This window comes from Acinetobacter sp. WU_MDCI_Abxd143 (genome assembly GCF_025514195.1).
Taxonomy (GTDB): domain Bacteria; phylum Pseudomonadota; class Gammaproteobacteria; order Pseudomonadales; family Moraxellaceae; genus Acinetobacter; species Acinetobacter pittii_H.
The window spans coordinates 659,461-673,451 of sequence record NZ_JAHPTH010000002.1 but is presented as its reverse complement, the minus strand read 5'-3'; the positions used below and the strand labels follow the sequence as shown (position 1 = coordinate 673,451).

Below are 13,991 nucleotides of genomic sequence, written 5' to 3'. Positions count from 1 at the left end.
ACCCAGGTCTACGTTTTGCGATCCGTGAAGGTGGTCGTACTGTAGGTGCTGGTGTTGTTGCGAAAGTAACTGCATAATCACTTTCAGTGAAAAAAAGCGCTCTTTTTAGAGCGCTTTTTTTATACTTAATTGTCTAACAATCCCTATAAAAGCTGGCCTTAACTGATATTTCAATGTCCTTATTTACCCTTAATCCTTTTTATTAACTTTGTATGATAAGAATCAAGAAAACGAACAATAAAGTTTGAGTAACTAAGGTTACTTATTAAGGAGCTTTGGGTATGAATGCTAAAGTGAATATTACGAATCGTGCAGGCGCAAGCTTTCCAGTACGTCGTATGAATTTTGACTTTAATGATGTACCAGAATATTGGATGAATGGTTCTGCTGGACTTACACATTTTATGACTGCATTGTCAGCATTGTTTCCAGCTGGTGAGAAATTCTTTATAGATAGTGTACGAGCAGTACGTTACCACCCAGCGATTAAAGATGATGAAGCACTCCAAAAAGAGATTAGTGCTTTTATCGGGCAAGAAGCAATGCATACTCAAGAGCATGTGAACTTTAATGCCTCTGCTCAAAAGTTTGGTCACGATGTAGAAACGTTAGAGAAATTTACCGATACCGCGATTCAAACAGCAATTAAAGCTTTCGTAAAAATTGTTAAACCTTTCGGTATGACAAAAGAAATGGTTGACCTGACTGCTACGACGGCCCTTGAACATTTTACCGCTACTATTGCTTCTCAATTATTGGTTAATAAGCACATTCAAGAGCTTATGACAGATGAGACAATGTCAACAATGTGGTATTGGCATGCTATTGAAGAAAATGAGCATAAAGCCGTAGCTTTTGATGTATACGAAGGTGTATTTGGTAAAGGTGTAAAAGCTTATGCTTTACGAACCAGCTCTTTAGTGTTTGCTATGACTTTAATCTTTTTGATCCAGTCATCTTTTGTGCTTCGTTTATTAAAGCAAGACAATAAATTAAATTTATCTGAATTATCAGTAATTTATAAATACGGATATAGCCCATCTAAAGGTATTATTAGTGGTATGGCTAAGGAAATGTTAGCTTACTTTAAACCTGGTTTTCATCCAAATGATCTAGATACCGTGGGCCTATTGAAAAACTGGAAGGCAAAATTAGGTTTATAATTTCAATTCATGATTTATAAAGGACCACTATTGGTCCTTTTCTTATTTTCTATATCTAGTCCAACGAGAGAGGTCCTAGGTTTTGCACACTTATGTGTCTATGAATGACCTCATCTGATATTTCTCTGTCCTCATCTGCACTTAATTGGTACGTTGAAAGACGTATGATTATAAATATTAAGAAAATAAATAAAGTTATATGTGAATTAGCTATTCACTTAAAAGGAGTCTGAGATGAATGCTAAGGTAAATATTTCCAATCGTGCTGGTGCTAGTTTTCCTGTGCGTCGTATGGACTTTGAATTTGCTCAGGTCCCACGCTATTGGGCGAATTATGATGCAGCATTAACACATTTTATGACAGCATTATCAGCCCTTTTTCCTGAGGGCGAACAGTTCTTTGTAAATAGTACGCGTGCTGTTCGAAATGATCCAAAGCTTGCTGATCCAGATCTTCAAAAAGAAATTAGTGCTTTTATTGGTCAAGAAGCGATGCATTCGAAAGAGCATTTAGCATTTAATGCTTCAGCACAGGCTTATGGTTATGATGTGCGCCATATGGAAAAGCAAACTGGAAAAGTCATTAAGATGGGTACAGCTGTTGTAACCAAATTAATGAAACCTTTTGGCTATACCAAAGAAATGATTGATTTGACTGGAACATGTGCACTAGAACATTTTACATCGACGATTGCAGCTGAACTTTTACAAAATCCTGAAATTCAGGCTATGTTCCAAGATGACACTATGTATCATTTGTGGATGTGGCATGCAGTTGAAGAAAATGAACATAAAGCTGTGGCATTTGATGTGTATACAAGCATGTATGGGCAAGGTCCGAAAGCTTACTTTATGCGTTCAACAGCTTTGATTATTGCAATGGCATTAATCTTCGCAACTCAATCTTATTTTACTGCGAAGTTACTTAAGACTGATGATAAATTAACTTGGAAGGATACGAAGTACATGCTTAAGTTCATGTATGGCCGTAAAGGTTTTATGACTCGTCAAATTCCAGAACTACTTGATTTTTTAAGACCAAAATTTCATCCAAATGATTCGGATACCACAGCATTGTTGGCAACGTGGCGTGAAAAATTAGGTCTTTAAAATTACTTTAAAAAAGGACAATTCAATTGTCCTTTTTTTTGCTCGTTTTTTCTCAGGAAGTTTTTATAATACGCACTACTTTAGAATCTTCATTGCGTTGAGACTCATGATTCGCATTATGCAAAACACTGATGTTGATATTGTTGTTCAAATTGAAAAATCAGTTCAAACCCATCCCTGGTCAAAACAGCAATTTATTGAATCTTTGAATTCCTATCAATGCACAGTGATTGAGTCACAAAACAGAGTGGTTGGGTTTTGTATTTTACAGCCCGTTTTAGATGAGGCGAATTTATTGCTCATGGCAATTGATCCTAAAATGCAAGGGCAGGGTTTAGGGTATGAGTTATTAAATGCATCGATTGAAAAATTAGAAAATCAGCCAGTGCAAATCTTTTTAGAAGTACGTGAAAGTAATAAAGCCGCTATCGGTTTATATGAAAAAACAGGCTTTCACCAAATTGACCTGCGCCGCAATTATTATCCTACTCAAGAAGGTGGGCGGGAACACGCAGTAATTATGGTAAAAACCTGTACAGATGATTTCGCATCTTTATTTAATGATTAAATTGTTCCATTCAGAAGGTAACGTTGTCATAAGAGAAGTACCTAGCTGTTGAATTTCTTCTGGTGACAATGATCGGTTTAAACGACGCCATTGTCCATCAAGTAGAAGTTCTAAAGGTGTATATTGGGATTTATAGTTCATTTTGGCTGAATGCGGTACCCAATAGCCTAAATAAAGGTATTCTAAACCGAGCGATTTAACATATTCAATTTGGTTAAGAATAGAATACACACCAAGTGATCTGCGATGCTCATCGGGATCAAAGAATGTATAGACAGCCGATAGTCCATCATCCATTAAATCACAAGTAGAAACACTAATGAGTCGATTGTCTTTCCAAAGCTCAAGAAAAAAACTATCTGTACAGCTATGTACTAAAAACTTTTCAAACTGATCTAAGCTAGGTGGAAACATATCGCCATCTGCATGGCGTTCATTAATATAGCGTTCGTATAAATCATAATGAATTTGTGCTGCTTGTCGCGTAGGCAGAACAGTCATAGTGAGATCTTGATTTCGTTTCCATGCTTTTTTTTGCATGCTGTTCATTTGAAAATCGGCAACTGGAACACGACAAGACAAACATTGTCTACATAAGTGACATTCAGGGCGATAAACAAAGTCGCCACTACGGCGAAAGCCTAAACGAGAAAGTTCTGAAAGAGTGACCACATCAATTCGATGGATGGGATCTAAAAACACCATGCGTGCTGATTTATTTTCTAGATAGCTGCAATCATGAGGTGGAGTAATATAATACTGCAGATCATTTAAAAGGGACTTCGGGTGATATGATTTCATGATTGGTCCCTCCTGTTATCATTCCATTAATTTTGCATCTAATGCTATTGTTTTACTTGAAAATACACGTTCTTGATACTTTTTCCAATTGATAGAGGGGTGAATAATTACATCTTGTAACGATTTTAAGTAGTCTTGACGAGAAAGTGTACTGGCTCCCAGACTAATTAAGTGACTGTTTACGAGTTGGCAGTCTATCCATGGTAGCTGATTTTCTTGTCCTATGAGCATTAATGTATAAAAAGCCATTTTTGAAACATCGGTTTCGTTGCTAAACATTGACTCACCAAAACACCCTTTGCCAATCGTAACACCATATAAACCTCCTACAAGCTCCTCTTGTTGCCATACTTCAATACTGTAACCATAACCAGCATTAAACATCTCACAGTAGCCTTGAATAATATCTTCACTAATCCAGGTTTCGTCTGCATAACTTCTTGGTAGAGAGCAAGAGCGAATAACTTGTTCAAAGGCATGATTGACTGTAATGGTGTAATCGTACTTTTTCATGTTCCGAATGAGTGATTTGCTTGGCTTATAGTTTTGAGGGTAGATCACACAACGAGGTTCTGGACTCCACCAACAAATAGGTTCATCTTCATTAAACCAAGGAAAAAGACCATGTGTATAAGCTTCATATAGGGTAGAAGGGGAGAGGTCCGCTCCGATACAAATTAAACCATGCCCATCTGGATCGGCTTCAATGGGATCAGGAAAAATGAATTGGGAAAGTGGAAGTGTATTCATAAAAACAAAATAAGATGAGCTTTAAGGTTATGCTATAAAAATTAATATATGTCAGCTAGCCATTATTATAAAAAAACAGCCGTTATAAGAACGGCTGTTTTAAAAACTCTAGAAATCTATGATTTAAAGATTATCTAGATATTTTTCTGCATCTAGAGCAGCCATACAGCCTGACCCAGCAGAAGTAATTGCTTGACGGTAAATACTATCCGCGACATCACCAGCAGCAAAAACACCAGCTACAGAAGTTGCTGTTGCATTACCAGAAGTACCGCTTTGTACTTGGATATAGCCATCACGTAAGTTTAATTGACCATCAAACATTCCAGTATTCGGTTTGTGGCCAATTGCAACGAATAGACCATGAACCTCTACGTCTTGCTTAGAGTCATCTTGAGTTGATTTAAGGCGAACACTAGTTACCCCAGTATTGTCACCCATTACTTCTTCAACTTCGTGATTCCAGATGATACTGATTTTGCCTTCTTTTTCTTTGGCAAATAAATGATCTTGCAAAATCTTTTCAGAACGTAAGCTATCACGACGGTGTACTAACGTTACATGTGAAGCAATATTTGATAAATAAAGCGCTTCTTCAACAGCAGTGTTACCACCACCAACAACCATTACTTTTTGGTTTTTGTAGAAGAAACCGTCACATGTTGCACATGCGCTTACACCTTGGCCCATAAATTTTTGTTCAGACTCTAAACCAAGATATTGAGCTGTAGCACCAGTTGCAATAATCAAAGCGTCACATGTGTATTCTTCCATGTCACCTTTTAAAACAAAAGGACGTACATTTAAATCCACTTCGTTAATATGGTCATAGACGAGTTCTGTACCAAAGCGTTCAGCATGTGCTTGCATACGATCCATTAATGCAGGACCTGTTAAACCTTCAGGATCGCCCGGCCAGTTGTCAACTTCGGTTGTTGTTGTAAGTTGCCCACCTAGTTGTAAACCTGCAATTAAAGTAGGTTTAAGGTTTGCACGTGCTGCATATACAGCTGCACTATAGCCCGCAGGGCCAGAACCGAGAATAATTAACCGAGAATGACGAACACTCATTGAGGGTACCCTTATTTATTTCGAGAATTTTGAAAATTATACGTGAATTTGCCGACCAATAGCGTGAAATCGATGTGGATAATATTGATCAGGTCAATCGAATTAAGTTATATAACAATATAGAAGTGCCTTATGTTAACAACAACTGTAAAGAATCATGCACCTTTTTTGTAAGAACAAGTGCATAATATAAAGTTCATTCGTTGAAGATCTAAAATGTAGTTCTTCACATCTCTAAACCAATAATTAAATGGGTTACAGGACAGTATATGACTGCGGTGTCAAGTGTTTATGCACAGCGCTTATTGATGACATTATTCTTGGTTTCTTTTGGTATTTATATGTTCCTGGCAACAGTAACATATACACCATTTGATCCGGGCTGGATGCATATTTCCAGTGATACTCAGCAAGTATCCAATGCAAGCGGTATTGCTGGCGCATGGATTGCAGATTTGCTGTTTGGTTTTTTAGGATGGGCAAGTTTGCTTATTCCAATTTTCCTTTTCATTGAAGCAATTCAGGTTTGGTGGCCACGTAGTTTCTTAAACCGCCCATTTCGTTATGCTGCACAATTCTTCTTAATTCTAGTTGTGTCTAGCCTGCTTTATTTACACTGGAATGTGCCGGCAGATACTTTAGATAATGCAGCTGGAGGAATTATTGGTTACGAGCTAGGTCAAAGCCTATCTCAATTGTTAACAATTTACGGTGCGACCTTATTTTTACTGGTTTTCGGGGTAGTCTTGTTTACACTTGCATTTGGGGTGCAATGGAGTAAAACATGGGTTACGCTCAAAGCGACACCAAGTTATTTACAAGATTTATTTTATAAGAATGTATCTCCGAGTGAATCGGATTATGACTTAACAACTCAACCTACCAACAAAGCAGCAGCTGTTAAAGTTGCACAAAATACAGAGACAAATGCGAATGCTTCAGATGAGAAAGAGATATCAGCCCCATCTGAAACAGCTCAACCGCAAGCAACAACACGACATGATGCTGTTGCTGAGCGTTTATTTGCAGATGTGTTAGCGAAAGAGCAGAGCCGTCCTGAACCTGTAGCAGAGGCGCCAGTTGTTAATACTCAAAACTTTGAGCATACGCTTGAGCAAGCCCATAAACTTGAAAAAGATAGTCAACGTTTAGTTGCGACCGGTGAAGTATGGCGTGCTTTACAACGTGATGATGCAAGTCATAAGCAAGAAATAGATGCGCTTTTAAGAGCAGCTGACGACTCAATAGAACAAGTTCCTGCTCATGAGCAATTCCAGCAAACCATTGCTCAAGTGAATCAGAATCAGCCTACACCTAAACAAGACTTACATGGTCTTGATTGGAATGATGATGAAATTTTTGATGAGTTGCTTGCCGCGGTTCCGAACAGTAAAACTGCAACAGATGTGCATACACCGTTTGTTCAAGATCACCATGTAGAAACCGAACCAACTTCGCAATCTGTTAATATTGCGAATGAAACATCTTCAAATATTTCAAATTTAAATCAATCACCTAAAAATTTAGCAAACGAACAAGTCTTTGAAGATTTTGATGATTTATTAATAGATGAAGACATTGCTCCAGCTGAACCTGTGAGAGCAAGTAGTTATGCGCAATCTTCAGCATTTGTAAAAGCTCCTATTCAAACGACTATTCAGGCCGACAAACTTTCAAAAGAAGAGTTTATTGAGGCTTGGCAGGAGACTGCTGGGAAACCGCAGGAAAATTCTGATTTTGATGAAGACGATTTCGATTTTGATGCGCCGTTAACAGACGCATCAGGCCGCCCAATGTCTCGTGCAATGCAAGTTGCTAAGAAGCGTTTGGATTTGCCAACTTTGCCGGGTCTTGACCTACTTGATAAGGTCGATCCAAATAAGAAAGTCAACTTTACTGAAGAGCAACTTTCACGTTTGTCTGAATTGCTTGAAATTAAATTGCAAGAATTTAACGTAAAAGCTCAAGTAGTAGAGGCTCAACCAGGACCAGTTGTAACTCGCTTTGAGTTAGATTTGGCGCCAGGTGTTAAAGCTTCTAAGGTAACGAATATCTCACGTGACTTGGCGCGTTCAATGTCGATGGCATCTGTACGTGTGGTCGAAGTCATTCCTGGTAAACCATACATTGGTATTGAAGTGCCAAACAGTGCCCGTGAAATGGTACGTTTGATTGAGCTACTGGAAACACCGACATATCGAGACCCAAGTGCATTAATTAGTATGGCGATGGGTAAAGATATTTCAGGTAACCCTGTACTCACTGATTTGGCTAAAGCACCGCATATGCTGGTTGCTGGTACGACAGGTTCTGGTAAATCGGTTGCAGTAAACTCGATGATTTTATCGATGTTACTTAAATATACGCCTGACCAATTACGTTTAATTTTAATCGATCCAAAACAGCTCGAACTTGCAAACTATAATGATATTCCACATTTATTAACTCCAGTCGTTACTGACATGAAAGATGCGGTAAGTGCGTTAAACTGGTGTGTGAATGAAATGGAACGCCGTTATAAGCTTATGTCGTTCCTAAAAATTCGTAAATTAAGTGACTACAACCGTAAAGTTGAAGAGGCGATTGCGAATGGTGAAGACTTAATTGATCCGACTTGGAAGCCAAGTGAGTCTGCGACACAAGAACGTGCACCTCGTTTAACGCCATTACCCTCTATTGTCATTGTTGCGGACGAGTTCGCCGACATGATTATGCAGGTGGGTAAAAAAGCAGAAGAAATGATTACTCGTTTGGCGCAAAAATCTCGTGCTGCTGGTATTCATCTATTGCTTGCGACTCAACGTCCCTCTGTTGATGTTATTACCGGTTTGATTAAAGCCAATATTCCAACGCGTGTAGCACTACGTGTAAACAGTAAAATTGACTCGCGTACTATTTTGGATGCAGGTGGTGCAGAAGACCTGTTAGGTCACGGTGATATGCTGTTCTTAGGACCAGGTAAAATTGAGCCAGAACGTGTACATGGTGCTTTCATTAGTGATGATGAAGTAAACCGTATTTGTGATGCTTGGCGTGAGCGTGGCGAACCTGATTATATTGATGAAATCTTGACTCCATTTGATGAAGAGCCTGCATCACGTGGCTTTGAAGAGGGTGAGGGTGGTTCTGACCGAGATGCACTCTATGATCAATGTGTGTCATTCGTATTAGAAACTCGAAAAGCGTCTACATCTTCGCTACAGCGTAAATTTAGCCTTGGTTATAACCGTGCCGCTCGTATTATTGATCAAATGGAAGAGAACGGCATTGTGAGCTCAATGGGCCCTAATGGTAAGCGGGATATTCTAGTTTAATACGTATAATTTAAGCCTCTTCGGAGGCTTTTTTATAACTTGAATAAAGTGAACCTATTTATAAATGACTTAAAGATTTTATCGTCTAGTAAAAAATGCTACTGTATTTTCCCTAAATAAATAACAATGAATTAAATCAGGAGAAAGACATGCTATTAGCTCTGATTACTTTAGCCTTTATTCACTTTTGCGCACTTATTACTCCCGGGCCTGATTTTTTCCTTGTATCTCAAACTGCCATTAGCCGGTCTCGTAAAGACGCTATGCTGGTCGTTGCTGGTATAACGGCAGGTGTTATGTTTTGGGCGTGCTTGGCACTGATGGGATTAAATCTTATATTTGAGAAAATGGCTTGGTTAAAGCAAGGATTGCTCATTGCTGGTGGCTTATATCTATGTTGGTTGGGCTATCAGATGCTACGTTCGGCTTTTTCAAAAAATCAGCAAGAGGGCAATGTTGCTGTTGAGCTCCCAAAAGCACCTTACTTATTTTTTATTAAAGGCCTAATAACTAATCTATCAAATCCGAAAGCTGTTATTTATTTTGGTAGTGTTTTCTCTTTATTTTTAGCTAATCCTCAACTTGATCAGGTTCACTGGCTACTCTTTATTATTGTTACAGTCGAGACAATTTTATGGTTCTGCTTTGTGACTTTTATTTTCTCGTTACCAAGTTTTAGAGCAGCTTATCGTAATTTTTCAAAATGGATTGATGGTATTTCGGGTGGTATTTTTACCGTATTTGGTATTTTCCTGATTGGTAATCGATAAGTTTAGATAAGAAAAAAGCCTCTTTAAGAGGCTTTTTATTTTTAAGCAAACTTTGCTAGAACTTCTAAAAATGGTGCTGATTGACGCGGAAACTTAGCAATTACATCATGGATGCGTTGGCCTTCCGGGTCTTTGGCATTAATATCGCGTCCGTCCGCAATAAATTGCGTTAAAAGACGTTCATAGTCTGTTGGGCGCATATGTTTGAAAGCATGGTAGAGCACATGAAAATCTGCATTCACACCACTTGGAGGAAGTTGGTTGAGGTAGGCAAAAACACGCTCATCGGACCATTCTTCATTGAAAGTTGCTGGCTGTGATAATGCCATGACAATCTCCTCATTTTAAAAAAGGCAAAATAACTTGCGTTATTTTGCCTTGATTCTGATTTATTGAATAGTCAGAAATAGAATTATCGTTCTTCAGGTAAATTGATATTCATTTCTAACATTTCGATATTAGCTTCAGAGCGAACTTGCATTTGGATATGCTGTTCACCTACACCGCTAACATAACGACTAACCACTTGCATGATTTCTTTTTTCATCTGATCAATTTTGTCTTGGCTTAAACGGCGGCCTAAACCTTGTTCAGAAGCAACAATAACTTTCAAACGATCTTTGGCAGTTTGAGCACTTGATGGTTTTTCTTCGCTGCTAAATAATTTACTCCAGAATCCTGCCATATCTACGCTCCAAATAGTCGTGCTAACCAGCCTTTAGGTTGAGCTGTGATGTGTCGATAAGGACGGTCTTCGCCAAGGAAGCGTGCAACCAAATCATCATACCCCTGACCAGCTTTAGTTTCTGAATACAGAATAACTGGCTTACCTTCGTTTGATGCTTGTAATACACTTGGACACTCTGGAATAACACCTAATGTCGGTACGCGTAAAATATCTTTAGAAATATCATCAATTGTCAGCATTTCCTGACGGTCAGCACGTTCCGGGTTAAAACGTGTAATACATAAATGTTTACGTATACGCCCTTCGTTGTGTTCAACTTTCTTGGTCTTGCTATCTAACATACCAATAATACGGTCAGAGTCACGTACTGAAGAGATTTCAGGGTTTGTTACAATGATTGCTTCATCTGCATGATACATGGCTAAAATCGCACCACGCTCGATCCCTGCAGGTGAGTCACAAATGATGTAATCAAATTCTTGAGATAACTCATCAATAACACGAGCAACACCATCGTCGCTCAACGCATCTTTATCACGTGTTTGTGAAGCCGGTAAAATATAAAGGTTTTCGATATCTTTATCGCGAATAAGGGCTTGTTGCAGACGTGCTTCATTATTAATAACATTAACGAAATCATATACAACACGACGCTCACAACCCATAATCAAATCAAGGTTACGTAAGCCTACATCAAAATCAATCACAACAGTTTTATGACCACGAAGGGCTAAACCTGTTGCAAAAGATGCGCTCGTTGTAGTTTTACCTACACCACCTTTGCCTGATGTTACGACAACAATTTTGGCCACCGAATCCACTCCTATTATGGTCATACACCCTTAAAAGGGCTGTTTTTTGGTGATTTGCTTAATAAATTAAAGTTCTAGAGCTTCAAATTCAAGCTCTTGCTTTTCATTTAAATAAATATGTACTGGCTTTTTTACCACATGTTTAGGGATATCATCTGCGACGCAATACGTTCCGGCAATGGAAACGAGCTCAGCCTCTAAAGATTGGCAAAAAATGCGTGCAGCTGCGTGCCCGCCCGCACCAGCAATGACTCTACCACGAACTGTGCCATAAATATGTATATTTCCTGATGCAATCACCTCGGAACCACTATTCATGCCAGCCTTTAAAATAATATCGCCGTTATCTTGTACAAGGGATTGGCCTGTACGCAAAATTTCATCATGATAAGAGGTAATATGAGCGACCGCTATCTTGTTTAGTGGTTTTTTTGTTTCTGCTGAAGATGAGGTAGGAGCTGTAGCAGGTTTTTCCACAATAGCTACTTGTTCAGCTGTCGCTTTAATGCGCTGTAAAGGTTGATCTGCCGGTAAAACAGGGAATTGAATAGCGCGAGCTTCATCTCCTAAAATACCGTCGATTACCGCCATTGGTTGTAAACCTAAGCTCACCAGAAGTTGAATTAATGCAATTAATTCTTGCTCAACTGTACTGTCAATAATCACTAAAGTTCCCTGATAGGAACCTTCATTTAAAATATTTGATAATTGCTGGCGGATCACATCATGATCATTGGTATCGAAGGTTATCCTGCTAAAGTTAACCATTCTGCCGGTAATCCGTATATCAGCCATAAGTCTTCCTTCAAGGCGTTAAACGAGCTGTAATATCGTTAAGTTTATTGTAAATAGGGCAAATGCTAGAACAATTTGTGCCAATTCTCTAGCATGATTCATAAAAAATTAAATAAATGCTTATTCTTTGATTTGATCATACTCCGCAAGCGTTTGTTGCCACTGTTTGACCTTGACTTGTTTTCGTACAGACTCCAGTGTCTCGAACACGACAGATTCAACCAATTGCTCAAGCTGACGATTATTAATATTGATTTCACTTACTCTTTGAGAAATTAGTTGATACATGGGATTTGGATTATTTGGTGATCCCTCAATTAAAGGTTCAATTAAACCTGCACTAATATTTTCACCTAATCTTTGGCCAATGCTTTGGATTTGCTGTTCAATACGACCACCGACTAAAGGAATTAAGCGTAATAATTGGGTTAGCTCGGGTGTATCTACTATGGCCTGATCTACGATTTTCCCAACGCCTTTTGTAATGGCCGGTTTTTGTTGTTTTAAAGCAGTCGCCAAAGACTCTTGTAATAATACTGTTAGGGTAGCAGTAAATTGCTCACGATGATGATTAACTAAGTCGTGAATAATCTGTTTATGGCTAGAACTGGTTTGAAGTTCATATCTAATGCCATCAATCACGGTAATGACAACACGATCGGAAAGTTCTTCCATGACAACGCGATAGTAAAATAACCCAGTTTTTCGCCAGCTTTCAGGAACAACTGGATAGCCCAACTCATGTAAGCGATAAGCAATAATCCCAGCGCGGAATAAACGTAAAAAACGGAGCTGAGGAATAATAGCTAAAATTTCATACCAGTGAATAAACGGGAAAAAGAACCAACGCTTATGGTGCTTATTGATAATCGCAATGGCCCAGCGGACAAGTAGCTCAACAATTAAAAAACCAATAAACCAAGCTTCTGATGTGATCACCCACGGATGGAGTGAAGTACGATAAAAGCTGAGTACTTGGGGCAAGTGAATATGTTCAAAGAACCATGCCCCAATACTGCTCATTAAAAAGAAATTACTAGCAAGACAGAACAGGTTAAAAATGATAATAAACACCATAAAGATGTCGTAGACCAAAAACAGCTTAAATGAAAGGCTGCTTGGATCTACATGATGGTATTTGGTTTTTTTCCCAGAACTGTTTTGCATAATAACGGGTACTTTCTTAAATATTTGCAGTGGTATATTGAGACTTCATTTGCTCAATAAGTTGATCTTTTTCGGTCCAAATTTCATGAACCCATTGCTGGAAACGTTCACGATAAGCTGCGTCATCTTCGTAGTTGCCGCCAAGTACCCATTCCGGAATTTCAATTTTACGTAAGTTGACCGCAATTTTTGAAACGTCCCCGAGCCAGAAATCGCTATATCCCGGTACGCCATCAGGATAGACAATAGTCATATCAACCAAAGCATCAATTTTGTCACCCAGGATATTTAAGGCAAGTGCCAAGCCACCTGCTTTGGGTTTAAGTAAATGTTTATATGGCGATTTTTGTTGGTCATGTTTTTCTTGGGTAAAGCGCGTACCTTCCAGATAATTTAATAGTGTGAAGGGCTGACTTAAAAGCTGTTCACAAGCTTTACGTGCTTCCATCATGTCACGATCTTTAAGTTCAGGATTCTTTGCAATCTGTTCTTTGGTGTGACGCTTCATCATTGGGAAGCCTAAAATTTTAAATGCTTGCCCAACAAAAGGAATAAAGATGAGTTCCCATTTAGTAAAGAAACGGGTAAGGGGCATACGGGTTAAACCAAAATATTGGTTTACGGTCGTATCTACCCAACTTTGATGATTACAGGTCATGAGATAACGACCTTGCATATTCAGATCAAGCCCTTCATCAATGGTAATGTCCCATTTTAGATTGGGTAAAACATGATCAATGAGCCAGTTATTTACACCTAACCAGCTATTTGTAATTTGAATATTAGTTTCATCTATTTTTGATGATTTTTTTAAGAGCTTGGTCAGACCTAATGCAAGAACAGGAGGACCATGAAAAAAAGTACTTCCTGTAATGACTGTACCTACAGTGAGTCCACGTGTAATTTTTTTTAGCGCAGATTGCTTATTGGGTGCAGTTGACATATAAAAGACCCCGAATGTCTAAAATCCATAGAAAAGTTG

The 13,991-nt window shown here is 38.6% G+C and carries 14 protein-coding genes and 1 pseudogene; 6 read left to right on the top strand and 9 right to left on the bottom strand.

Annotation, left to right across the window (positions count from 1 at the left end; all coding sequences use genetic code 11):
• The 4 genes and pseudogenes from KTI79_RS08035 to rimI all read left to right on the top strand — a co-directional run.
• Positions 1-77: pseudogene (locus tag KTI79_RS08035) on the top strand (elongation factor Tu); the annotation flags it as partial.
• A 204-nt stretch (positions 78-281) separates the two neighbouring features.
• Positions 282-1,163, top strand: coding sequence for a metal-dependent hydrolase (locus KTI79_RS08030; protein WP_032055159.1), 882 nt, complete (start codon positions 282-284; stop codon positions 1,161-1,163).
• Between the two features lie 234 nt (positions 1,164-1,397).
• Entirely contained in the window at positions 1,398-2,273 is an 876-nt protein-coding gene (locus KTI79_RS08025) for a metal-dependent hydrolase (protein WP_002121736.1), read from the top strand.
• A 106-nt stretch (positions 2,274-2,379) separates the two neighbouring features.
• Positions 2,380-2,841: a ribosomal protein S18-alanine N-acetyltransferase gene (gene rimI, locus KTI79_RS08020; protein WP_032055158.1), complete on the top strand. Its 462-nt coding sequence runs from the start codon at positions 2,380-2,382 to the stop codon at positions 2,839-2,841.
• On the opposite strand, the gene KTI79_RS08015 is transcribed toward rimI, so the two are convergent.
• The 3 genes from KTI79_RS08015 to trxB all read right to left on the bottom strand — a co-directional run bounded on the left by KTI79_RS08015 (position 2,827) and on the right by trxB (position 5,463).
• On the bottom strand, positions 2,827-3,642 hold the full coding sequence (locus tag KTI79_RS08015) for an arginyltransferase (RefSeq protein WP_004703325.1): 816 nt from the start codon (positions 3,640-3,642) through the stop codon (positions 2,827-2,829). The two genes, rimI and KTI79_RS08015, sit on opposite strands and share 15 nt — an antisense overlap.
• 18 nt (positions 3,643-3,660) lie before the next feature.
• Positions 3,661-4,392 carry a leucyl/phenylalanyl-tRNA--protein transferase gene (gene aat / locus KTI79_RS08010; protein WP_016803285.1) on the bottom strand — a complete coding sequence of 244 codons (732 nt, stop codon included), beginning with the start codon at positions 4,390-4,392 and terminating at the stop codon, positions 3,661-3,663.
• A gap of 123 nt (positions 4,393-4,515) precedes the next feature.
• A complete protein-coding gene (trxB, locus tag KTI79_RS08005; protein ID WP_032055157.1) occupies positions 4,516-5,463 on the bottom strand; it encodes a thioredoxin-disulfide reductase in 948 nt (315 codons plus the stop codon).
• 269 nt (positions 5,464-5,732) lie between these two features.
• Between trxB and KTI79_RS08000 the strand changes: the two genes are divergently transcribed.
• Both KTI79_RS08000 and rhtC read left to right on the top strand, forming a co-directional pair.
• Entirely contained in the window at positions 5,733-8,777 is a 3,045-nt protein-coding gene (locus KTI79_RS08000; RefSeq protein WP_032055156.1) for a DNA translocase FtsK, read from the top strand.
• Positions 8,778-8,926: 149 nt separating this feature from the next.
• A complete protein-coding gene (gene rhtC, locus KTI79_RS07995; protein ID WP_031947563.1) occupies positions 8,927-9,547 on the top strand; it encodes a threonine export protein RhtC in 621 nt (206 codons plus the stop codon).
• Positions 9,548-9,588: 41 nt separating this feature from the next.
• Here the strand turns inward: rhtC and KTI79_RS07990 are convergent, their stop codons facing one another.
• The 6 genes from KTI79_RS07990 to KTI79_RS07965 all read right to left on the bottom strand — a co-directional run bounded on the left by KTI79_RS07990 (position 9,589) and on the right by KTI79_RS07965 (position 13,952).
• Positions 9,589-9,876 (bottom strand): PA4642 family protein, encoded by a 288-nt coding sequence (locus tag KTI79_RS07990; protein WP_002121755.1) that lies wholly within the window; start codon positions 9,874-9,876, stop codon positions 9,589-9,591.
• A gap of 83 nt (positions 9,877-9,959) precedes the next feature.
• The gene (gene minE, locus KTI79_RS07985; RefSeq protein WP_000896934.1) at positions 9,960-10,232 is read right to left on the bottom strand and encodes a cell division topological specificity factor MinE; all 273 of its coding nucleotides are present in this window, start codon (positions 10,230-10,232) and stop codon (positions 9,960-9,962) included.
• 2 nt (positions 10,233-10,234) lie between these two features.
• A complete protein-coding gene (gene minD / locus KTI79_RS07980; protein ID WP_016142001.1) occupies positions 10,235-11,047 on the bottom strand; it encodes a septum site-determining protein MinD in 813 nt (270 codons plus the stop codon).
• Between the two features lie 66 nt (positions 11,048-11,113).
• Positions 11,114-11,842, bottom strand: a complete 729-nt coding sequence (gene minC / locus KTI79_RS07975; protein WP_016142000.1) for a septum site-determining protein MinC — start codon at positions 11,840-11,842, stop codon at positions 11,114-11,116.
• A 120-nt stretch (positions 11,843-11,962) separates the two neighbouring features.
• On the bottom strand, positions 11,963-13,009 hold the full coding sequence (locus KTI79_RS07970; RefSeq protein WP_032055155.1) for a hypothetical protein: 1,047 nt from the start codon (positions 13,007-13,009) through the stop codon (positions 11,963-11,965).
• A 16-nt stretch (positions 13,010-13,025) separates the two neighbouring features.
• A complete protein-coding gene (locus tag KTI79_RS07965) occupies positions 13,026-13,952 on the bottom strand; it encodes an acyltransferase (protein ID WP_014205978.1) in 927 nt (308 codons plus the stop codon).
• Between the last annotated feature and the right edge of the window lie 39 nt (positions 13,953-13,991).

Bases quoted from the DNA above. Each gene is read 5' to 3' on its own strand.
- KTI79_RS08030 (WP_032055159.1), top strand. From the start codon at position 282: ATGAATGCTAAAGTGAATATTACGAATCGTGCAGGCGCAAGCTTTCCA.
- KTI79_RS08025 (WP_002121736.1), top strand. From the start codon at position 1,398: ATGAATGCTAAGGTAAATATTTCCAATCGTGCTGGTGCTAGTTTTCCT.
- rimI (WP_032055158.1), top strand. From the start codon at position 2,380: ATGATTCGCATTATGCAAAACACTGATGTTGATATTGTTGTTCAAATT.
- KTI79_RS08015 (WP_004703325.1), bottom strand. From the start codon at position 3,642: ATGAAATCATATCACCCGAAGTCCCTTTTAAATGATCTGCAGTATTAT.
- aat (WP_016803285.1), bottom strand. From the start codon at position 4,392: ATGAATACACTTCCACTTTCCCAATTCATTTTTCCTGATCCCATTGAA.
- trxB (WP_032055157.1), bottom strand. From the start codon at position 5,463: ATGAGTGTTCGTCATTCTCGGTTAATTATTCTCGGTTCTGGCCCTGCG.
- KTI79_RS08000 (WP_032055156.1), top strand. From the start codon at position 5,733: ATGACTGCGGTGTCAAGTGTTTATGCACAGCGCTTATTGATGACATTA.
- rhtC (WP_031947563.1), top strand. From the start codon at position 8,927: ATGCTATTAGCTCTGATTACTTTAGCCTTTATTCACTTTTGCGCACTT.
- KTI79_RS07990 (WP_002121755.1), bottom strand. From the start codon at position 9,876: ATGGCATTATCACAGCCAGCAACTTTCAATGAAGAATGGTCCGATGAG.
- minE (WP_000896934.1), bottom strand. From the start codon at position 10,232: ATGGCAGGATTCTGGAGTAAATTATTTAGCAGCGAAGAAAAACCATCA.
- minC (WP_016142000.1), bottom strand. From the start codon at position 11,842: ATGGCTGATATACGGATTACCGGCAGAATGGTTAACTTTAGCAGGATA.
- KTI79_RS07970 (WP_032055155.1), bottom strand. From the start codon at position 13,009: ATGCAAAACAGTTCTGGGAAAAAAACCAAATACCATCATGTAGATCCA.
- KTI79_RS07965 (WP_014205978.1), bottom strand. From the start codon at position 13,952: ATGTCAACTGCACCCAATAAGCAATCTGCGCTAAAAAAAATTACACGT.